Below are 19,841 nucleotides of genomic sequence, written 5' to 3'. Positions count from 1 at the left end.
CCATGAATCAGTCCGCACAGGCCCTGGCCGCTCATCCCACCCACGTTGCCGCGCCCCGCCCGAGCGTGGTGGCGGCCGGCGCCAACGTCAAACTCAAGGTCGAAGACCTGCATAAAAGCTATGGCGACCATGAAGTGCTCAAGGGTGTTTCGCTCAACGCCAGCAAGGGCGATGTGATCAGCCTGATCGGCGCCAGCGGCTCTGGCAAAAGCACCATGCTGCGCTGCATCAACTTCCTCGAACAACCCGACGCCGGGGTGATCACCCTGGACGGCATCAGCATTGAAATGCGCCCGGGCCGCGCAGGCGTGCAGGCGCCGCACCAGGCGCAACTGCAGAACCTGCGCACGCGCCTGGCCATGGTGTTCCAGCACTTCAACCTGTGGAGCCACATGACCGTGCTGGAAAACATCTGCATGGCGCCGCGCCGGGTGTTGGGCGTGAGTGGCGCCGAGGCAGAAAAACGCGCGCGGATGTACCTGGATAAAGTGGGCCTGCCGGGCCGGGTCGCCGACCAATACCCGGCATTTCTCTCCGGTGGCCAGCAACAGCGCGTGGCCATCGCCCGGGCCCTGGCCATGGAGCCGGAGATTATCCTGTTCGACGAACCGACCTCGGCACTCGACCCAGAGCTTGTAGGGGAAGTCCTAAAAGTCATACAGACGTTGGCAGAGGAAGGTCGTACCATGCTCATGGTCACCCACGAAATGGGCTTTGCCCGGCAAGTGTCCAGCCAGGTGCTGTTCCTGCATCAGGGCCGCGTCGAAGAACAAGGCAGCGCCGAGATCCTCGACCATCCCAACAGCGAACGCTTGCAGCAATTTCTCTCCAACCGCTTGAAGTGAACACAGAATCGACCATGGATACCAAGGCCAACGGACCCCATTCCTCCCCTGCGCTGGATCGCATCGATGAAGCCATCATCGATGTACTGCGCCATCAGGGGCGCATCACCTACGAGAAGCTGTCTTCGCTGGTGCACCTGACGCCCAGGCCCTGCCTGGAACGGGTGCGCAAGCTGGAACGGCGCGGGGTGATCCGCGGCTATGGCGCGATCATCGATGTGCAGATGGTCTCGCCGGGGTTGTCGTTGCTGGTGCTGGTGGCCCTGTCCAACCAAAGTGGGCGCTCGGCGCAAAAAGCCTTCGAAGCTTGCGTCAAGGCCTGCCCGCAGGTGTTCGAATGCCAACTGATCAGCGGCCCCTTCGACTACAGCCTGCGCATGCGCTGCCGGGACATGGAGCACTACCGCGTGCTGACGGAAACCTGGTTGAACAACGACGAGCTGCACATCGACAAACTGGTGGCCCATCCAGAGCTGGCGGTGGTGAAAAACACCGCGACTGAGCTGGCCTGAACCCCATCGCCTCACACGATGCAGATCAGATGTGGGGGGTGGGCTGGTGTGGGGGCTGGCCTGTGTGGGAGCTGGCTTGCCTGCGATGCAGACGCCTCGGTCTATCAGCTATACCGAGGTGATGCTATCGCAGGCAAGCCAGCTCCCACACAAGCCAGCCCGCCATATGCTTCCCATATGTTTCCCACACGTTTTAACCCTGCCCGCTTGAAATCCGCTTGCCAGGGCGCTCACCAATCAGCTTCGCCTGCCCATCCCGCTGCTTGCCCGTCCGCGCCTCGCTGATCAACCCCGGTATCAACTTGCCCTCCGGCAAATTTTTCCAGAACCGGCTCGGCAGGTGCCCTTCCATGACCTTGGGATTCAACCGCGCCGGGTTGAAGATATGGCTGTAATAGGTCAGCCACATGGCACTGTGCGGGTCTTCGACATTCTGCGCCAACTGCTGCCATTGCTCCGGGCACTGGCGTTGATGGATCAACTGCTCACCGTCGTAATACACCCCATCCAGGGGCGTCGCGATCATCCAGCGATGGCGGCCCATGCGCCCGACAAAGTGCTGGCTGGCACTGTGCAGAATGTCGTGGGCCGGCTCGTGCCACGCCACATACTCCGGCAGTTGCGGTCCCGCGGCTTGCGGCAGGGCAATAAAACGTACAAACGCATGCAGGTGATGGGCCTCACGCCGTACCTGCTTGATCCGCCGCTGCAGCTCGCTGCCCAGTTGATCCCCCGCCATCATCGCCGTGCGGTCACCATGGCTGACGCGCCACAGCACTTCATACAACAGGCTCCAGCGCTGTTCGCCGTGGTAACAGGCGGCGCTTTCCAGCAGCTCCAGCAGGGCCTTGGGAATGCGCGCCTGGAACGGGCCATTGTGCGGGGGGTAGTGCTCATCGGTGGCGAACAGGTCCGCCACTTCCGCTTCGCCCCAACACACATGGCTGGGGTCGATCTGATGACTGAGCAGCCAGCGCGCCTGCTCGCGCCAGGTGCTGAACAGGTTGTCGCATTCCAGGCTGATCATCCCCACAACCCCATCTGTTGCGGTTGCGGGCGGTCGCGCAGTTGCTCGCGCAGCAGCACGCTGGTGCTTTCTGCTTGCTGGGGGTGGTAGTCGCTGGTGATGAAAAACGGCTTGGCCTTGCTCAACACACAGCGCATGCGTGCCAGGTCTTCAAAACGGATCTTGCGTTGCCGGCGCAGCTCCACCAGGCGCTCGGTGGTGCGCAGGCCAATCCCTGGGATACGCGCGATCAACGTCGCCTCGGCGCGGTTCAGGTCCAGCGGGAACACCTCGCGATGTTCCAGGGCCCAGGCCAGCTTGGGATCGATGTCCAGCGCCAGATCCCCCGGCCCCGCGAACAACTCATTGGCGCGAAACCCGTAACTGCGCAGCAGGAAATCCGCCTGGTACAACCGGTGCTCGCGCATCAATGGCGGCGCCGCCAGAGGCACGCTTTTCGGGCTATTGGGAATCGGGCTGAAGGCCGAGTAATACACCCGGCGCAGCTTGAAGTTGCCATACAACGCCTCGGCCCCGTGGAGGATGGTGCTGTCGTCCGTGTCATCGGCGCCGACAATCATTTGGGTGCTTTGCCCGGCCGGGGCGAAACGCGGTGCCCGTGGCTCGTTGAGCACGGTTTGCTCACCGGTGAAAATCGTCTGCATCGCCTGCTTGATCGAACCGATCTGCTTCTCCGGCGCGAGAATCTGCAGGCTTTTATCAGTGGGCAACTCGATGTTCACGCTCAAGCGATCGGCATACCGCCCGGCCTCGGCAATTAACGCAGGATCGGCTTCGGGGATGGTCTTGAGGTGGATATATCCGCGAAAGTCATGCTCCTCACGCAGCAATTTGGCGACCCGCACCAATTGCTCCATGGTGTAGTCCGCCGAACGGATGATCCCCGAGCTGAGAAACAGCCCGCTGACGCAATTGCGCCGGTAGAAGTCCAGGGTCAGGCTCACCACCTCCTCCGGGCTGAACCGCGCACGGGGCACGTCGCTGGAGCGGCGGTTGACACAGTATTGGCAGTCGTAGAGGCAGAAATTGGTCAGCAGCACCTTGAGCAACGACACACAGCGCCCGTCGGGCGTGTAGCTGTGGCAGATGCCCATGCCATCGCTCGACCCTAGCCCGGCCTTGCCCTCGGAGGTGCGCTTGGGCGCCCCGCTGCTGGCGCAGGACGCGTCGTACTTGGCGGCATCGGCGAGGATGCTGAGTTTTTCGATCAACTGCATGGCGGGCCACCCGATACTGTATTTTTGTACAGTATCAGCAGCAGCACCCGCCATTCAAGGGGAGACAGGCGAACGGTAGAACAAATCACCGTAGGAGCAAGCAAGCCGGCTCCTACGATTGCATGGTGTCAGGCCGTCAATCGTCGCGCGTCAGCACTTCCAGCAACTCAATCTCGAAATGCAGATTGCTATGGGGCTTTATATGCGCGCCCATCGTCCGCTCGCCATAAGCCAGATGCGCCGGCACAAACAGCTTGCGCACGCCACCGACCTTCATCCCCATCAGGCCCTGGTCCCAGCCTTTAATAACGCGACCGCTACCGATCACACACTGAAACGGTTTGCCCCGCTCCCAGGACGAATCAAACACCGTGCCGTCTTCCAGGGTGCCGGTGTATTGGGTGGTGATCAGCGCACCCTTGACCACGGTTTTGCCGTCGCCTTGGCGGATGTCGGTGATTTGCAGTTCTTCGGTGCTCATTCATTACTCTCATTGTTTCTGTATGGGATCGCCCAGACAGGTCTTTTCTCAGAACATGGAAGGATTGGCAAGCAGAATCCCAGTCTTCACTATTAGTTTCTCATAGAGCTACAAGAGACGCTCTTACAAGTAGTCGCGAATATACTTTTTAAAAAACACCACAACACTCATATTAAATCTTCAAGAAAAAACGGACGATAAATCCCTAAAAACCTAACTAGCACTTATGGAGTCTCCACATGACTATCGGATCAGACTTTAACTACCCTGCGGATATCGCAGCGCGGCGCATGCGCTCAAAGAGATCTCCAAACAATAAATGGCGTGGACGTTTCCCCAACCCCCCTGACTTATGTTTCGACTATAGGGCGCTGGTAGAACTTCACGGGGGAATAGCAAACGCCACTGATCACAATCATAAAATCTGCATAATTGGTGCTGGAGTAACAGGACTGACGACCGCACGGGAATTGTATCGCTGCGGCTTTACCCATATTACGTTGCTGGAGAAGTCAAAACGGATAGGTGGCAGACATCTTACCGTTTTGGGAAACCAAAACTCCAGCAATATAGGTCGCCCACCATTTGAGATGGGAGCTATGCGCATGCCTTTCTTTAACAGGTCAGACGAAACTCCTAACGAAGGTCGATCCCTTATGGCTTACTACGCCAACAAATTTGACCTGCTCTCCACCAACTTCCCTAACCCCGGAAGCCCATGGGTTAAATCAACTGGCATTTATTTGCGCGAAGGAAGGGTTGACAACGCGACTCAGCCGACCATGCTAATTTGGAAGAATGAAAATGGTACGACCTCACCCCCTGGAGAAGAGATAGGAAAAGTTTATGCCAAGTGGAAAGTATTCGTCGAACGCTTCACACAAAAAATTGAGCAGCTTTATGGTGATGACCAATGGGAAAATTTTTGGAACTCTATAGTTAATAGATATGAGAGCATTTCATTTCGAGATTTGGTGAAAATGCCAACAATTGCAGATTGGAGCATGAATAACCCAGGAGACTTTGGAGGGATGGGAATGACCGCGCAAGAATCTGCCGTTTTCTATGCAATCGGCATCGGCGATGGTAGCTGGGGGGCATTTTACGACATTTGCTCACTTTACCCCTTACGTACCGCAGTCTTCGGCTTTAGCAGCCATCTACAGTTGATACACGGCCGCGTAAGGCCAGACAATAGTGTTCTAGATTCGCCTTACCTGCACAGCGCGGCTGTTTTCGACTCAAAAGGACTGCGATTTAACAAGCCAAACTATATAGGGCTCGCAGCACTTGCAGAGTGCCTCCTATTTATGAAAGACGCCGAAAATGATAGATCATTGTATGAGCACCTAAGAGAATCCGAAAATGGCTTGCTTACCGACTCAACGGTCACAAAACTGACCAAACTACACAACAAAAAAATACGAGTAAGCTATGACTGGAAGTCAAGCTCAGGATCCGATACAGAAAAACACACGAAGGACTTCGACTCCGTAATAATTACACTTCCATCATGGATCATAGAAACCCAGATAAGACTTGAAAACTTTGACCAAAATATGCTTCCGTTCGAAACAGTAAACGCCTACAAAACCGCTCACTGGGAAACCAGCTGCAAAATATACGCACCATTAAAGAAATCCCTACTTTCAAAAAATAGCAAAATCCCTCAAGTGATAATTTCCGATAGCTTTATTCATGACACATACATGTACCGTTACAACGAAAACACCACCTATGACTGCATCCTCCTTAGCTACACCTGGGAAGACGACGCTACAAAGCTATCACTTTTCGACGACAAAGAACTGGTTAGGCGCTGCATTGACGAGCTGGATAGAATACTTATGAACTCCGAAAACATAAAAGAAAAAATTTCACCTTACATAGGTCATGAACAGGCAGTCGTCCAGCGATGGATGGCTGATAAAAACTCATTCGGCTGCGCCAAACTGTATCGCCCTGGCACCTACTACGATGCGGTAAGCCTAATGAAATACAACAGAGACTTCTCACACAAATCCGGCCTTTATCTTTGCGGTGAGTCATTTTCAGTTGATGCAGGCTGGACAGAGCCCTGTTTCAGGGGAGCCGTAGATGCAGTCATCAACATCTGCAATAAAACCAAGGCAAATTTCAATGGAGGTTTCACTATGCAAGATTATCCAGAATATTCAACCGCTCATTAAGCCCTTAACACCTTAACAAAGTTCACCTTCAGAAAAAAACCACACTTCAACAGGATCTATCTGACTTTCATTTAAACATGTAGTTGACTCTTATAAACACTCAACCACCCCGGTTGTATAAAAATAAGAGGTCACCCCCAATGAACGAATCAACAAGCCCCGTCCGTGTCGCTGTGGTGCAGTTCGATCCCCAGGTCGGTCTGGACAACCGCGAAGACAATCTTCAGCGCAGCCTGGCCTTGGCCGCGGAGGCGGTCGGTGGTGGGGCTAATCTGATCGTGCTGCCGGAGTTGTCGAACTGTGGTTACTTCTTCCGCAGCCGCCAGGACGCATTCGAGCATGCCGAGGCCATTCCCGGCGGGAGCAGTGTGCAGGCCTGGATGGCGTTTGCCGCCACCCATCAGGTGTATCTGGTGGCGGGCCTGAATGAGATCGATGGCCGGCAGTTGTTCAATACCGCAGTACTGCTGGGCCCGGATGGGTTGATCGGTAAGTATCGCAAGGCCCATTTGTGGAACCTGGAAAAGTTGTGGTTCACCCCCGGCAACCTGGGTTTTCCGGTATTTGAAACGCCTATCGGGCGCATTGGCCTGTTGATCTGCTGGGATATCTGGTTCCCGGAAGTGCCACGGATCCTTAGCCAGCAAGGCGCCGATATCATTTGCAGCCTCAACAACTGGGTGTGGACGCCGCCGCCGCTGTTCGACGAGGCCGGCAAATGCATGGCGTCGTACCTGACCATGACCGCCGCCCATGTCAATAACGTGTTTATCGCCGCTGCCAGCCGTATCGGTGAGGAGCGCGATGCGCGCTACCTGGGGTGTTCGCTGATCGCCGGGACCAATGGCTGGCCTATCGGCAAGGTGGCGTCGGCCAACCGCCAGGAAATCCTGTTCGCCGATATCGACCTGACCAGCGCCCGCAGTGCGCCGATCTGGAACAGCCTCAACGACCTGCACCGTGACCGGCGCCATGATCTGTACGATCAGATGCTCGGCTATTCCCATCACCCTGCCCTGCCACGCTGAAGGGAGGGTGGGTCATGGAAAATCTATTCATCAAGCCCGGGACCGCGCGATCTCAAGTCGATAAGGCGATCATCGCATTGGTGTTCATCAGTGCCGTGCTGATCCTCTGGACGACCCTCACACATCAGGGTTCCTGGCCCGGCTACGGCGATATGGTGGCAGGCTTACCCGAGCCAATCGCCTGGCTGCGCTGGGTATTGGGGGATATCAGCGAGGTAGCCTTCTACAAGCATGAACTGGCTTCCCTTGGGTTGCTGACGGGTGCGTACCTGGCCTGGTGGGCCAGCCGCACCGGCAGGCGCTGGCAGGGTTTTGCGATTTGCTACGGCAGTGGGCTGTGGCCGTGGCTGGTGACCAGTTCCCTGCTGGGCCTGCTGTTGAGCAATCTGTTGTGGGGGTGGACGCTCACTGCGGACACCTGGCAGCCCACCTTCGCCGCGTTTGTTTCCCTGCCGGCGGCGATGGTGCTGATGTTTGGTGGCGGCTGGAAGGTCACCCTCAACGGCGCGTTGCTGGGTGCGCTGTTGGTCACGCCGATGTGCTTGCTGATCGTCAATTTTGTCTGTGTACCGCTGGAGTTACCGGTGGTGATTGGCAACGTACTGGGCATGGCAGCGGGCAGTGTGATGGCCTTTGTCGTTTGTCGTCGCGTTCCGATTCTGGTGCGTTCGGACTTTATCGCCACGGACAAACCGTTGCCGCTCAAGCCGCCAACCTATGGCCTGGGCTGGAGTTTGCGCAGGGTCTTGGCGGACTTTTCCGAAGCGACGTTCTTCGGCAATGAGTGGGCCAGCCTTGGCCTGCTGGCGGGGGTCCTGCTGGCGTATGCCTTGAACCCATTGAGCGCTGCCTATGGTTCGGGACTGGTGCTGCAACTGATCGGTGCCCAGGCGCTGACATCGGCATTGGGCGTGCTGATCTGGCGCAGTCAGTGGATCAAGCGCGGTTGGTATCCCACCTATGTGCCGCTGGTGTCGGTCGTACCGGCGGCGGTGTTGACCCATGGCGGAAGTTGGATGGTGGTCGGTTCGAGCGCGTTGCTCGGCGCGCTGATTGCACCACCGCTGGCCTGTGCCATTGCGGGCCGGCTGCCGGCATACATTCATCCGTATATCGGCAATGTGATCTCGATGGCGCTGAGCACCTTATTGATTGTGCCCATCGTTGGCAGGCTGATCGCGTAAACACGCGGGTCAGGCTCATGAGCCTGACCCGCTGGCCTCACAACCAGCGCCAGAACCGCCCCCAGAACCCCCGCTCCAGATCCGCCTTGCACCCCGCATACTGGCGCGCATACAGATCGGAGCGGGCCTTGACCTTGCCGGCTACCGGCAACAGCCACGCCTTGCTGGCGTAGGTGCGGTTACGGTAGCCGCCCCAGCCTTCGTGGTAGTTGAGGTATTGGCCATAGGCGTCGTATTTGTATACGCCGTTGATGCTGGCGGTCTTGTCCATGTACCAGCCGACAAAGTCGATGGCATCGTCGAAGTCCTGGCGGCTGGCCCAGTTGCGGCCGGTGCTTTTCTGGTAGTCGCCCCACACTTCATCCTTGGCCTGGGCGTAGCCGGCTGCGGTGCTGACGCGGCCCCAGGGAATGATCCATAGCAGGTACTTGCGCGGGGTCTTGGCGTTCTGCCGGAAGCCCGATTCCTGATACATGATGGCGAACGGCACCTGGATCGGCACACCCCAGCGCTTCTGGGTGACTTTGGCCGCGTCGTACCAGTCGTCCTTTTCGCGGAAGATGCCGCAGATGTCGTCAGGGGTGCGTGGCGGTGAAGTGCCGCACGCCGCCAACAGGGTGGTGAATAGCAGGAGGGCTGTGGTTTTTAGCGGGGTCAAAAGCGTACCTTTGCATGAGCGCGTAAAAAAGCCGACATTTTACGCGCTCACGCAAGGTGTTGTGGTCACGACATCAATGGACCTTGATCAAGCCACGGGCACTTTACGGGTCGAAATGGCCAGGCGACCGATGCCAAAGCTCAATGCGGCGCCCAGTACCAACATCAACAAAGTGCTCCACGCCGCGCGGGACAGTTGCTTGGCCGCCACTTCGCCAGCTTCACGAGCCTTTTGTTCGGCTTGGGCTTTCAGTTCTTCGACTTTCTGCACGGCCTGCTGATACGCCTGGGCATAGTTTTCGACGATCTGGCTAGCCTCGGCCTGGCTCTTGCCGGTGCGGGCAGCGACGATGTTGACCAGCGCCTCTTTGTCCGCGGCATTCAACGCAGGCTCACCCGAAGCTTTGACGCGTTCGAACCATTGCTTGAGCTCAGTCGCAGCCTGGGCCGGGTTGGTGGCGGCATCAGTAGCCGCTTGCTGGCCGTCTGCCGCTGCCTGGTCGGCTTTTTGTTCGACATTGGCCGGATCCAGTTCAGCCTTGCCGCTTTGCTTGAGCAAGGTGTCGAGTTCGCCCTGCAAGCTGTCCCAATCCAGGCTGATGCCCTTCTCGTTCAACTGCTGCTTGACGCTGTCGCTGATGCCGGGGGCTACCGCAGCAATTCCGCTGCCGGCCGCCGACAGGCCTTTGCCGACCACATTGCCCGCTGCGCCGACCACGCTGGTGGCCAATGCCGCCAGCAGCCAGGTGGTGAGCAAGGTGGTGATGGTCCAGCTCAGGACGCCGTGCAGGCCGCCGCGATCCGGGGCGGTGCGGCCGGCGACGAAGGCGCCCACGCCAATCGCCAATAGTGTGGAGACAAACAGCCAGATCCCGGCACCGGTGCCAAAACCGCTCAGCGGGTTACCCGCCGCCATGGGGTCGACTGCACTGGCGCCGATGGCGGTACCCAGCACGCTCAGCACCAGGTAGGTCACCAGGGCAATTGCACTACCGGCCAGTACCGAGCCCCAGGACACTCGAAAAGGCGAGCGGTTGGTTTCATACAAAGTGGTCATGATCGTTCCTTGGACAAGTGAGTAGGCCGTCAGTGTGTCGAGGCCGGAGGTTGCGGTCTCGGCACAATTGCACTAGGGCAACTGGTGCATTCGCACCCCGCCAAGCTGAATCGGTCTGCACTATGCTCAAGGCCAGTTGTCGTACTCCACACACACCACCTGTAGGAGCCGGCTTGCCGGCGAAGACGGCCGTAAGGCGTGCGATGAGGCTTGGGGCCTCATCGCCGGCAAGCCGGCTCCTACGCGGATTTTTTTGGAGAAACCATGAGCCAGGCCGTCCTCGCCCAAGAAACCAATCGCCGCCAATTGCAGCAGATCATTTCCGGCCTGTCCGATGGGGTGATTCTCGCCGAGATCGACCAGAGCATTCTGTGGGCCAACGAAGCCGCGCTGGCCATGCATGGCCTGGATGACATCGCCGGGCTGGGGGCCAACACCGCCGAATACGCCGAGCGCTTTGCCCTGCGCTACCGCAACAATCACCCGCTGCCCCTGGAGGCCTATCCCCTGAGCCGGGTGGCCAACGGCGAAGAGTTCAGCGATGTGGTGGTCGAAGTCACGCCCATCGCCGACACCGACCGTACCTGGGTCCATCGTCTGCGCAGCCTGGCGCTCACCGACAGCGCCGGCAAGCCGGAATTGCTGGTGCTGATCTTGAGCGATGCCACCGAATGGGCCAGCGCCGAGCAGCGCTTTGAAAAGACCTTCAACGCCAACCCGGCGCCGGCAGTGATCTGCCGCCTGAGTGACTTGCGCTATATCAAGGTCAACCAGGGCTTCCTCGAAATGACCGGCTACAACCGCGACCAGGTCATCGGCCGTTCGGTGTACGAACTGGACGTGCTGGAACAGGCCGAGCGCAAGGAGCTGGCAATCCAGCGCCTGGGCGAAGGTGCGACCATCCCGCAGATGCAAGCCGAGCTGAAGCTCCCCGAAGGCGGCAGCAAGCTGGTGATTGTCGCCGGCCAGCCGCTGGATATGAACGATGAGGAATGCATGCTGTTTTCCTTCACTGACCTTGAGCCCCGGCGAAAGGCCGAAACCGCCCTGCGCCAGAGCGAGGAGCGGTTTGCCAAGTCGTTCCGCCTGACGCCGGTGCCAACCCTGGTGTGCGACGCGGGCAATCAGCAGGTGGTGGACGTCAACGATGCGTTCATGACCATCACCGGCTACACCAGCGAAGAGTTGATCGGCAAATCCATCAGCGATATCAACTTTATCGACAGCAGCGAGGCCTGCACGCAGTTGTTCGCCACCCTGGAAAAGGCCGGCAGCCTCGAAGGCCAGGACCTGAAGATCCGCAAAAAAGGCAATGAGGTGATTGACTGCGTGGTGTCGGCCGACACCGTAACCATCCAGGACACCGCCTGTTACCTGCTGGTGATGATGAACATCACCGAGCGCAAACGCTCGGAGCTGGAGTTGGTGTCGGCCATCGAGGAAGTGATGAAGGACGCCTCCTGGTTCAGCCAGACCCTGATCGAAAAACTGGCCAACGCCAAGAGCGTCAACAGCCCCAACCAGCCGAACATCGCCTTCACCGACCTGACCGCCCGTGAGCGGGATGTACTGGGGTTGATCTGCGAAGGCCTGGCCGACAAGGAAATCGCCTCGCGCCTGAAGCTGGCGCCCAATACCGTGCGCAATCATGTGGCAACGGTGTACTCCAAGCTCAACGTACACAGCCGCAGCGCCGCGATTGTATGGGCGCGGGAACGAGGGCTGTTTGCCGGCGAGCGACGGGTAAAAAAACCATGACGCAAGTGCAAATGCACTAGCCCTACCAGTGCAAATTCGCCTTATTGCGAGGGGATGGGCTGCTTAACCTTGAAGGGTAGCCACAGGGTTTGACGCTCTGTGCCATGGCGATTGTTGCCCTTGAAGGAGACATCATGAAAAGTGAACAAATCAAAGGCCGCGTGGAAAAGGCCGTCGGAAAGGCCCAGGACTTTCTTGGCGACATGACCGATGACGAACAACTCCAGGCCCAGGGCGTAGCGCGCCAGGCGGCCGGCCAACTGCAACAGACCTATGGCGATGTGCTGGACAATGTCGGTGACTTTGCCCAACGCAAGCCGCTGGCCACCGTGGCAATCGTCGCGGGCGTGGGTCTGGTCCTGGGCCTGTTGCTGCGTCGTCGTTAATGGGGGCCGGCATGTTTACCTTGTCCCAACTGCGTAATTGCATCGAAGAAGCCTTGTTGCCACTGACTTGCGAGTTCACCCTGTGCCGCGATTCGTCACTGACGTTGAAGGTGTTTGATGCCGAGAGTGGGCGCGTGGACCTGGTGGTCACCGGGATCAGCGTGAACAAGCTCAAGACCCCGCAGGACGTCGCGACGATGGTCGAAGAATTGCGCTACGAATTGCACAGCAACACCGTGGGCGGTGCCATCTCCATCTGACCCCACCCCCTTGTAGGCACTATCCCCTGTGGGAGCGGGCTTGCCCGCGATGGCGGCGGCTCAGTCAAAGATGCATTTACTGACAGGCCGCAATCGCGGGCAAGCCCGCTCCCACAGGGACGCAGACGTTTACCCAGGTGGTGGGATGTCAGGGCGCGGCTTCAACGACGCCCCGATAAAGTAGAACAGCCCTCCGGCCACGATAAACCCCGCCAGCATGTAGAACATGTAGTGCGCCGGCAGGCTGGCCAGCACCAACCCGCACAACACCGGCCCCAGCGCGGCGCCGAGGTTGGAGAGGTTTTGCGCGCCGTAGTACATGCCCCGCAGGTGGTCCGGGGCGATGCGGTCGATAAACATGTACTCGGCGGGGAATACGATGATTTCCCCCACGGTAAAGATCGCCATCGACACCACCCACCACCACACGCTGGTGGACAGCGCAAAGCCGATCACCCCCACCATGAACATCGCCAGCCCCAGGAGCAGCCAGCGGCTCAGGTGACGGTGGCTGATCTGCCGGCCAATCACGTATTGCAGGGCGATCACCAGCAGTGCGTTGGTGGTCAGGATGGCGCTGATCACGGTGTAGGTGTATTCGGCGTCCGAGGTGGTCACCAGGTACTGCGACAGGTAGGCCGTGAACTGCCCGAACACCACGGCGCTGAGCAGGCCACCGAGGGTGAAGCACACCAGGCGATGATCGCGCAGCAACACCCGGCCCACCGCGATGAAGGGCACCGGCTTTTGCGCGGCGTCGACCGTGGCCAGGCTGCGGTCGCCCCAACGCCAGTACAGCAGGAAGAAACCCAGCCCCAGCAGCACCGACAAGACAAATGGCAGGCTCATATCGACCTTGGCCACCATCGCCCCTAAAAACGGCCCTACCGCGTAGCCGATATTGGTCAGGGTGTACTTGATGGAAAACACTTCGCTGCGCGCGTCGACGGGCAACAGGCTGGCAAAACCGGCCTTGACCGCGACGTCGATCACCGCATACGCCAGGTTGATCAGGATCAGGCAGCTATAGAACAGCCACAACTCGCGTGCCAGCAGCGTGCCGACAAACCCGAGGACGAACAACAGGCTCAGGCCCAGCAACAGCCGGTAGCTGTTGACCCGGTCCACAAGGAACCCGCCATACACACTCAGCAGGGATCCGACGATCAGCGAACTGCCGATCACCAGGCCCACCTGGCTGATGCCCAGGGCAAAGTGGCTGGACAGGTAGATCACCATGTAGGGAAAGGTGATCGCCTTGGCCAGGGTCAGCACCAGCGTGGCCGACAGCAGCAGGTTCACACTGCGGGGGTAGTTTTTTATTGTGTTCAGCATCCTGCTCTCGTTTCCTGAAAAGGAGTCGTTGCACACGCCATGACGGGCGCGAAGCGCAGCTACCTTAACTCAGGATGAGCGGCAAAAAAGACTGTTTTTATGCATTCGTGCATGCAATTTTTAAATGCGCAGCACAAAGGGGGAAGAAGGGCGCGGGCCCCTTCCCCCAACCCGGTTACTTGGCAGGGGTGATATCGAGAATGGTGCCATTGGTGATTTTCACCAGCACATAACGGTCATTGACCCGCGCCCACTGGCTGTCGTCATGGGGGGCTTTGAGCCCGCGCTTTTTCCAGTCTGCAAGGGCCGATTCCTTGCGCACCAGGATATCCGGCGCACGGTCTCCCACTTTCAAGTCTCGGGTATTGATGTTTGAAGGCTCCACGGTTTTCTGCGGATTGTCCTCGGCCTGCACGGTAAGGCTGGTGGCGGACAGGCTGGCGGCAACCAGCAGGCTGGCAATCAGGGACGTTGCTTTCATGGGCATTCCTTCAATAAATGATGTGTACCCAGGTTCCGACAGCAGGGCTGGGCAATCATTCACCGGCAACCCAGGCACCGATTGCCTGCCGGAAAATCCCGCGGTGGATGGCAAGCCGGCTCCTACACTGGACCGCCTATTGCGCTGGTGAAATTAATCCTGTAATTTTTCATGAAATTTTTAGATAAGAATTTCACGAAATCCCCATGGACAAACAAGAAGAACTGGACGCCCTGGCGATCCTGATTCACGACCTGCGCAAGTACAAAAAGCTCACCCTGGCCCAACTGGCACAGAAGATCGAGCGTTCCGTGGGGTTCCTGTCCCAGGTCGAGCGGGGGTTATCGCGCCCCACCGTAGCGGACCTGACTGCCATCAGCCATGCCCTCGATGTGCCCACTACTTATTTCTACAGCCTGTCCAAGCCCAAGGCGGTGGACTGGGTCACGCGCCCCAACGAGCGGCGCACGGTGTATTACGCCAATGGCATCACCGATATCCTCGTCTCGCCGAGCATGCAAGGGGCGTTTTCGATCCTCGACAGCCTGCTCGAACCCGGCGCCAACAGTGGCGAACAGACCATGAGCGACCGCGCCGAACAGGCCGGTTACGTACTTGAAGGCCACCTGACGCTGTGGGTCGAGGGCGAAGCCGATGCGGTCACCCTCGGCCCCGGCGACAGCTTTCACCTGGCCAGTTTCGCCCACTGCCGCTATGGCAACCTGACCGACCTGCCGGCCCGCGTGCTGTGGGTCTATAACTGAGGCACACCAAGGAGCGTCACCCGTGAAAAGCCATTCCTCCACGTTACTGGCCGAAGTGCGGACCTTTCGCCAGAACCATCCGGATGTACGTTACGTCGACCTGATTTGCCTGGACATCCCAGGGCGGTTCTACGGCAAGCGCTACCCGGTTGAAATGTTGGAAAAAGTCGCCGCCGGCAGCCCCCTGAAGCTGCCACAGAACGCGGTACTGCTGGGCGCCCAGGGCGGTTTGTTCAAGATCGGCGACTATTGCTTCCACGACGGCGATCCCGACGCCAACCGCCGCCTGGTGCCCGGCACGCTCAAGCCCTTGAGCTGGGAAGCGCAGCCCCTGGGGCAGATGCTGATCACCTCTGACGGCACCGAGGCGCCCATCGAATTCGAGCCCCGGGAAGTACTGGCCAAAGTCCTGGAACGCCTGCACGGCAAGGGCATTCACCCGGTGGTGGCGTTCGAGCTGGAGTTCTACCTGTTCGACCGGAAACTGGCCGACGGCCTGCCGCAATTTGCCCGCGACCCGTTGAGCGACGACCCCGATGACCAACCGACCCTGCACATCGAGCGGCTGTCGCGTTTCGCCCCGGTGCTCGATGACATGGTGCAGACCGCCCAGGCCCAAGGGATCGACATTACGGTGATCACTGCCGAGTTGGGCCCTGGCCAGTTCGAAATCAATTTCGGTCACCTCGACGACGGCCTGCGCGCCGCCGACTGGGCCGCCCTGTTCTGCCGCAGCACCCGTGGCGTGGCGCTCAAGCATGGCTATCGCGCCAGTTTCATGGCCAAGCCCTACCTGCAACATCCGGGCAGTGGCATGCATGTGCATGTCAGCCTGTACGATGCTGCCGGCAACAACCTGCTGGCGGCGCACCAGCAGCAACCGTTGCGCCACGCGGTGGCGGGTTGCCTGGAACTGCTGCCCCATTGCATGCCGATTTTCTCACCCAACCACAACGCCTTCCGCCGCTTGGGCGGTACGGTCAATGCCGCCACCAAAGCCTGCTGGGGTTATGAAGACCGCGATGCCTGCGTGCGCATTCCCGAGTCCGACCCGCGCAACCTGCGAATCGAACATCGGCTGGCCAGTGCCGACGCCAATCCATACCTGGTGCTGGCGGCAATCCTGGTCGGGCTTGAACATGGCCTGGAGGCGGCGCGCGAACCTATCGCACCGCTGAACGAGGACCGCGACAGCGGCCACGACTTCCCCCTGGAAATGCTCGAGGCCGTGCGCGCCATGCAACAGCAACCTGCGCTGCGCGAGGGCTTGGGCGCGGAGTTTGTCGACGTCTACTGCGAAAACAAACGCCAGGATCACCTGGCTTTCCAGCAGGAAATCAATGCGCGCGAATATCGCTGGTATCTGTAAATACCGAGCACCCTGCCCCACCTTGTGGGAACAGCTTGCCTGCTCCCACATTTTGAGCTTCGCGGCCTTGAGCAAGGTGTTACCTTGAAAAAGCCCGACGAACGCCCTCTCCAGCGGACTCCCCATGACCGAGCAAAGCACCCCTGCCCTCAAGGAAATCTTCAACCTCGAACGCCTGCAGCACATCGCCGATGAGATGAGCGCGGTGTACCCGTCATTCGATGCCAAGGGGTTTCTCAAGCACGCCACACGCGACCTGGACGGGTTGTCGGTGATGCAGCGCATGGCCCGCGTCAGTGAAAGCCTGCACGCGGTGATCCCCCTGGACTATGCGCACACCCTCAAGCATCTGTATGCCCTGGCCCCGCGCCTGAACAGCGGTTTTGTCAGCCTGTTCCTCGGGCACTATGTGGCCAGCTATGGCCTGGATAACTTCCAGCGCTCGATGGCAGCACTCAAGTACTTCACCACCTTTGGCTCTGCCGAATTTGCCGTGCGGGCTTTTCTGCTCAAGGACTTCGAGCGCACTCTGGCGGTGATGCAGCAGTGGTCGCTGGATGACAATGAACACGTACGCCGCCTCGCCAGCGAGGGCTCGCGGCCGAGGTTGCCGTGGTCGTTTCGCCTGGCCCAGGTGCAGGCCGACCCGCGCCTGTGCGCATCGATCCTGGAGAACCTCAAGGCCGACAGCAGCCTGTATGTGCGCAAATCCGTGGCCAACCACCTCAACGACATCACTAAAGATCATCCCGACTGGGTGCTGCAGGTGATCGAGAGCTGGTCCCTGGACAACCCCCACACCGCCTGGATCGCCCGCCACGCCCTGCGCAGCCTGATCAAGCAAGGCAACACCCGCGCGCTGACGATCATCGGCGCAGGCGCGCGGGCCGAGGTGAAGATCCACCAGTTCAAGGTCGAGCCGGCGGTGATTCGCCTGGGTGAGCGGATCAATCTGTCGTTCACCCTCGAATCCCTGGCCAGTGCCCCACAAAAACTGGTGGTGGACTACGCCATCGACTACGTAAAAAGCGCCGGCCATAGCGCCGCCAAAGTGTTCAAGCTCAAGGCGTTTACCCTCGGCGCGGGTGAACGGCATACCGTGCTGCGTGGCCAACACATCCGCGACATGACTACGCGCAAGCACTACCCCGGCCAGCACACCGTGCATGTACTGGTGAACGGCGAACGCTTGGGCAGCACCGGCTTTGAGCTGATCGACTGACCCTTCCTACTCATCCGAAGGCTCTATCTCGGGCCTTTCGGCGATATTTATTGTCCTACAATGCTAGCCTTTGGTGTTGCGATCCATTATCATCTGCTGCCTTCTCGGTACCCGCCAGGGTATCTGTGTCAACGTTCCACCTGAGGCGCCCATGCACCGTTTCTCGTTTTACCGCCCTTTGATATGCGCCAGTCTGGGGCTTGTTTCGCACACCGCCCATGCCGCGTTGCAACCCATGGCCGAAGCTGCACTTGCCAACGAATCCGAGCTGCACTGCCACTTCAACCGTGACGCCAGCACCGATTGCACCACCACCTATCACTACACCATTCTCCAGCCCAGTGGCCGGGAGATATTGTCGCGAATCGACTTCAACTACGCCGAAGGCGATGGTTTTGAAGTGCTGCACGCCGAGTCCACCCAGCCCGGCGGCAAGCCCCAGGCGCTGGACGAGGCGCAGATCGATACGCGCACCGCGCCCAACCCCGACCAGGGGTTTTCCCGCCTCAAGCAAACGTCCCTGGCCTTCCCCAACCTGCGGGTCGGCACACAGATCCGCTACACCGTGCGCGAACATCACCCGGCCAAGCCGCTGATGACCGAATTCCACTACGCCCTGCAGTTTGGCCCCAGCAACGCCCGCCGCGATCGGCTCAAGGCGCGCTTCACCGCCGAACGGCCCATCGAGTGGCGCGCCGAGTCGATGGATGGCTTCACCATCACCCCTTCGGTCAATCGCAAGACCCTGGACATCGAGCAAAAAGCGCCGAGCTATCTCAACTACATCAACGAATCGGGCCACGCCTATATGCGGGTGATCCCCCGGATCGAAGTGGGCAGCAGCCTCGATGTACAAAAGCACTTTGGCGGCTTTGCCCAGCGCTACAACCAGATCCTCGCGGCCAACCTGCCGGCCGCAAGTGCCGCTGCCGTGGCGGCGGTGAAGGGCCTGGCCCCGGCCCGACAAGTGGCCGGGCTGATGCAGCACATCAACGATCACTACCGTTACCTGGGTGACTGGCGCGCCACGGATCGCGGCTATGTGCCGTTTAACCTGGCAGAGATCGAACAGCACGGTTACGGCGACTGCAAGGACCTGGCGATTCTCCTGACCGCCATGCTCAAGGCCAGCGGGATCAAGGCCGAGACCGCCTGGGTCAGCCGTGGGGATGTGGTGGATTCACTGCTGGTGCCGGGCACTGGCGCGCCCAACCATGCGATCGTGCGCGCCGAAGTGGCCGGCCAGGTGTGGTGGCTGGACCCGACCAACCCGGTGTTCGCCCCGGGCCAGACCATGCCCGACATCCAGGATCGCTGGGTGCTGGTCAACGATGCACAGGGCCAGGTACGCGAGGAACACATCCCCCTGGCGCGCCCTGACACCAGCATCCGCCTGGACAAGCAGGTGCATTACGACAAGCAGGGCAACGGCACGACCCGCGCCAGCGTCACCTTCAGCCGCCTGACGCTGATGCAATTGAGCATGGCTGACCGCGAACAGGGCGCCACCGCCACCGACCAGAATATCTGCGACAACTTTGGCCGCGAGATCAGCGATTGCCAGGTCACCCGCCAACCCACCGGGTTTGTGCAGCCCGACAGCTACACGGTCAAGGCCAGCATGACCGACCTGCGCGCCCTGGAAAAACTCGACGAAGGCTACGTCTACACCGACCAGTCGCTCAAGGAGAAGTGGGACGGCCTGCTCAACTACCGCCGCAACGGGCAACGGGGCGACCTGTACCTGGGCAATCCGGACACCGTCGACTACACCTTTACCTTGACCGGCGGGAAGATGGACAAGCCGGTTCAGGGCTGCAAGATCAGCTCGCCCTGGTATGACCTGGAACTCGATGGCGAACCGCTCAAGGATGGCTTGCGCTACCACTACCGACTGACCCAGAAAGTGCGCTGGTTGAGCCATGATGAAATCGTCAGTGCGCCGTTTGAAAAGATGATCAACGATGCCCGTGCGTGTGGTGAACAGGTGCACCAGACGGTGAAACTCTAAGCCTGTGTGGGAGCTGTCTCGCCCTGCGAGGCTGCGATGACGGCGGTACTGCCAGCAT

At 59.4% G+C, this 19,841-nt stretch carries 19 protein-coding genes; 12 read left to right on the top strand and 7 right to left on the bottom strand.

All coding sequences use genetic code 11. From position 1 onward, the window contains the following. Window positions 1-2 precede the first annotated feature (2 nt). Window positions 3-845 carry an ABC transporter ATP-binding protein gene (locus tag ACSSVH_RS09600; protein ID WP_262380948.1) on the top strand — a complete coding sequence of 281 codons (843 nt, stop codon included), beginning with the start codon at window positions 3-5 and terminating at the stop codon, window positions 843-845. Window positions 846-859: 14 nt separating this feature from the next. Continuing rightward, a complete protein-coding gene (locus ACSSVH_RS09595; protein ID WP_029296543.1) occupies window positions 860-1,357 on the top strand; it encodes an Lrp/AsnC family transcriptional regulator in 498 nt (165 codons plus the stop codon). 193 nt (window positions 1,358-1,550) lie between these two features. On the opposite strand, the gene ACSSVH_RS09590 is transcribed toward ACSSVH_RS09595, so the two are convergent. The 3 genes from ACSSVH_RS09590 to ACSSVH_RS09580 form a co-directional block, all read right to left on the bottom strand. Next, complete coding sequence (locus ACSSVH_RS09590) at window positions 1,551-2,384, bottom strand: TIGR03915 family putative DNA repair protein (protein WP_169956149.1); 834 nt, start codon at window positions 2,382-2,384, stop codon at window positions 1,551-1,553. Then, window positions 2,381-3,601, bottom strand: coding sequence for a putative DNA modification/repair radical SAM protein (locus ACSSVH_RS09585; RefSeq protein ID WP_169956151.1), 1,221 nt, complete (start codon window positions 3,599-3,601; stop codon window positions 2,381-2,383). The genes ACSSVH_RS09590 and ACSSVH_RS09585 overlap by 4 nt, the downstream gene beginning before the upstream one ends. Before the next feature lie 136 nt (window positions 3,602-3,737). Continuing rightward, entirely contained in the window at window positions 3,738-4,082 is a 345-nt protein-coding gene (locus tag ACSSVH_RS09580) for an FKBP-type peptidyl-prolyl cis-trans isomerase (protein ID WP_169956153.1), read from the bottom strand. Between the two features lie 239 nt (window positions 4,083-4,321). Between ACSSVH_RS09580 and ACSSVH_RS09575 the strand changes: the two genes are divergently transcribed. The 3 genes from ACSSVH_RS09575 (at window position 4,322) to ACSSVH_RS09565 (ending at window position 8,483) form a co-directional block, all read left to right on the top strand. Continuing rightward, the gene (locus ACSSVH_RS09575; RefSeq protein WP_492634414.1) at window positions 4,322-6,271 is read left to right on the top strand and encodes a flavin monoamine oxidase family protein; all 1,950 of its coding nucleotides are present in this window, start codon (window positions 4,322-4,324) and stop codon (window positions 6,269-6,271) included. Window positions 6,272-6,411: 140 nt separating this feature from the next. Next, a complete protein-coding gene (locus ACSSVH_RS09570; RefSeq protein ID WP_170043162.1) occupies window positions 6,412-7,299 on the top strand; it encodes a nitrilase family protein in 888 nt (295 codons plus the stop codon). A 14-nt stretch (window positions 7,300-7,313) separates the two neighbouring features. Then, on the top strand, window positions 7,314-8,483 hold the full coding sequence (locus ACSSVH_RS09565) for a hypothetical protein (RefSeq protein WP_492634413.1): 1,170 nt from the start codon (window positions 7,314-7,316) through the stop codon (window positions 8,481-8,483). Window positions 8,484-8,520: 37 nt separating this feature from the next. Here the strand turns inward: ACSSVH_RS09565 and ACSSVH_RS09560 are convergent, their stop codons facing one another. Then, the gene (locus ACSSVH_RS09560; protein ID WP_169956157.1) at window positions 8,521-9,141 is read right to left on the bottom strand and encodes a transglycosylase SLT domain-containing protein; all 621 of its coding nucleotides are present in this window, start codon (window positions 9,139-9,141) and stop codon (window positions 8,521-8,523) included. 87 nt (window positions 9,142-9,228) lie between these two features. Next, a complete protein-coding gene (locus ACSSVH_RS09555) occupies window positions 9,229-10,197 on the bottom strand; it encodes a hypothetical protein (protein ID WP_492634412.1) in 969 nt (322 codons plus the stop codon). 264 nt (window positions 10,198-10,461) lie between these two features. Between ACSSVH_RS09555 and ACSSVH_RS09550 the strand changes: the two genes are divergently transcribed. The 3 genes from ACSSVH_RS09550 to ACSSVH_RS09540 all read left to right on the top strand — a co-directional run bounded on the left by ACSSVH_RS09550 (window position 10,462) and on the right by ACSSVH_RS09540 (window position 12,601). Further along, window positions 10,462-11,955, top strand: coding sequence for a PAS domain S-box protein (locus tag ACSSVH_RS09550; RefSeq protein ID WP_432755439.1), 1,494 nt, complete (start codon window positions 10,462-10,464; stop codon window positions 11,953-11,955). A gap of 134 nt (window positions 11,956-12,089) precedes the next feature. Continuing rightward, the gene (locus ACSSVH_RS09545) at window positions 12,090-12,341 is read left to right on the top strand and encodes a CsbD family protein (RefSeq protein ID WP_029296551.1); all 252 of its coding nucleotides are present in this window, start codon (window positions 12,090-12,092) and stop codon (window positions 12,339-12,341) included. An 11-nt stretch (window positions 12,342-12,352) separates the two neighbouring features. Then, complete coding sequence (locus tag ACSSVH_RS09540; RefSeq protein WP_029296553.1) at window positions 12,353-12,601, top strand: DUF1652 domain-containing protein; 249 nt, start codon at window positions 12,353-12,355, stop codon at window positions 12,599-12,601. Between the two features lie 129 nt (window positions 12,602-12,730). Here the strand turns inward: ACSSVH_RS09540 and ACSSVH_RS09535 are convergent, their stop codons facing one another. Further along, window positions 12,731-13,936 (bottom strand): MFS transporter, encoded by a 1,206-nt coding sequence (locus tag ACSSVH_RS09535; protein ID WP_492634411.1) that lies wholly within the window; start codon window positions 13,934-13,936, stop codon window positions 12,731-12,733. Between the two features lie 175 nt (window positions 13,937-14,111). Next, window positions 14,112-14,417 carry an RcnB family protein gene (locus tag ACSSVH_RS09530; protein WP_070995670.1) on the bottom strand — a complete coding sequence of 102 codons (306 nt, stop codon included), beginning with the start codon at window positions 14,415-14,417 and terminating at the stop codon, window positions 14,112-14,114. A gap of 206 nt (window positions 14,418-14,623) precedes the next feature. On the opposite strand from ACSSVH_RS09530, the gene ACSSVH_RS09525 reads away from it, so the two are divergent. From ACSSVH_RS09525 to ACSSVH_RS09510, 4 genes are all read left to right on the top strand, one after another. After that, window positions 14,624-15,181, top strand: coding sequence for a helix-turn-helix domain-containing protein (locus ACSSVH_RS09525; protein WP_038441866.1), 558 nt, complete (start codon window positions 14,624-14,626; stop codon window positions 15,179-15,181). A 22-nt stretch (window positions 15,182-15,203) separates the two neighbouring features. Further along, window positions 15,204-16,550, top strand: a complete 1,347-nt coding sequence (locus tag ACSSVH_RS09520; protein ID WP_492634410.1) for a glutamine synthetase family protein — start codon at window positions 15,204-15,206, stop codon at window positions 16,548-16,550. Window positions 16,551-16,674: 124 nt separating this feature from the next. Next, window positions 16,675-17,772 carry a DNA alkylation repair protein gene (locus tag ACSSVH_RS09515; protein ID WP_492634409.1) on the top strand — a complete coding sequence of 366 codons (1,098 nt, stop codon included), beginning with the start codon at window positions 16,675-16,677 and terminating at the stop codon, window positions 17,770-17,772. Between the two features lie 151 nt (window positions 17,773-17,923). Then, window positions 17,924-19,783 carry a DUF3857 domain-containing transglutaminase family protein gene (locus ACSSVH_RS09510; protein ID WP_170057916.1) on the top strand — a complete coding sequence of 620 codons (1,860 nt, stop codon included), beginning with the start codon at window positions 17,924-17,926 and terminating at the stop codon, window positions 19,781-19,783. The last annotated feature ends 58 nt before the right edge of the window (window positions 19,784-19,841 follow it).

This window comes from Pseudomonas sp. HC1(2025) (genome assembly GCF_058742075.1).
Note: the sequence above shows the minus strand (reverse complement) of the source record. Positions and strands in the feature narration are given on the sequence as shown.

Excerpts from the sequence above, each read along its gene's own strand:
- ACSSVH_RS09600 (WP_262380948.1), top strand. The coding sequence starts at position 3 with ATGAATCAGTCCGCACAGGCCCTGGCCGCTCATCCCACCCACGTTGCC.
- ACSSVH_RS09595 (WP_029296543.1), top strand. The coding sequence starts at position 860 with ATGGATACCAAGGCCAACGGACCCCATTCCTCCCCTGCGCTGGATCGC.
- ACSSVH_RS09590 (WP_169956149.1), bottom strand. The coding sequence starts at position 2,384 with ATGATCAGCCTGGAATGCGACAACCTGTTCAGCACCTGGCGCGAGCAG.
- ACSSVH_RS09585 (WP_169956151.1), bottom strand. The coding sequence starts at position 3,601 with ATGCAGTTGATCGAAAAACTCAGCATCCTCGCCGATGCCGCCAAGTAC.
- ACSSVH_RS09580 (WP_169956153.1), bottom strand. The coding sequence starts at position 4,082 with ATGAGCACCGAAGAACTGCAAATCACCGACATCCGCCAAGGCGACGGC.
- ACSSVH_RS09575 (WP_492634414.1), top strand. The coding sequence starts at position 4,322 with ATGACTATCGGATCAGACTTTAACTACCCTGCGGATATCGCAGCGCGG.
- ACSSVH_RS09570 (WP_170043162.1), top strand. The coding sequence starts at position 6,412 with ATGAACGAATCAACAAGCCCCGTCCGTGTCGCTGTGGTGCAGTTCGAT.
- ACSSVH_RS09565 (WP_492634413.1), top strand. The coding sequence starts at position 7,314 with ATGGAAAATCTATTCATCAAGCCCGGGACCGCGCGATCTCAAGTCGAT.
- ACSSVH_RS09555 (WP_492634412.1), bottom strand. The coding sequence starts at position 10,197 with ATGACCACTTTGTATGAAACCAACCGCTCGCCTTTTCGAGTGTCCTGG.
- ACSSVH_RS09550 (WP_432755439.1), top strand. The coding sequence starts at position 10,462 with ATGAGCCAGGCCGTCCTCGCCCAAGAAACCAATCGCCGCCAATTGCAG.
- ACSSVH_RS09545 (WP_029296551.1), top strand. The coding sequence starts at position 12,090 with ATGAAAAGTGAACAAATCAAAGGCCGCGTGGAAAAGGCCGTCGGAAAG.
- ACSSVH_RS09540 (WP_029296553.1), top strand. The coding sequence starts at position 12,353 with ATGTTTACCTTGTCCCAACTGCGTAATTGCATCGAAGAAGCCTTGTTG.
- ACSSVH_RS09535 (WP_492634411.1), bottom strand. The coding sequence starts at position 13,936 with ATGCTGAACACAATAAAAAACTACCCCCGCAGTGTGAACCTGCTGCTG.
- ACSSVH_RS09530 (WP_070995670.1), bottom strand. The coding sequence starts at position 14,417 with ATGAAAGCAACGTCCCTGATTGCCAGCCTGCTGGTTGCCGCCAGCCTG.
- ACSSVH_RS09525 (WP_038441866.1), top strand. The coding sequence starts at position 14,624 with ATGGACAAACAAGAAGAACTGGACGCCCTGGCGATCCTGATTCACGAC.
- ACSSVH_RS09515 (WP_492634409.1), top strand. The coding sequence starts at position 16,675 with ATGACCGAGCAAAGCACCCCTGCCCTCAAGGAAATCTTCAACCTCGAA.
- ACSSVH_RS09510 (WP_170057916.1), top strand. The coding sequence starts at position 17,924 with ATGCACCGTTTCTCGTTTTACCGCCCTTTGATATGCGCCAGTCTGGGG.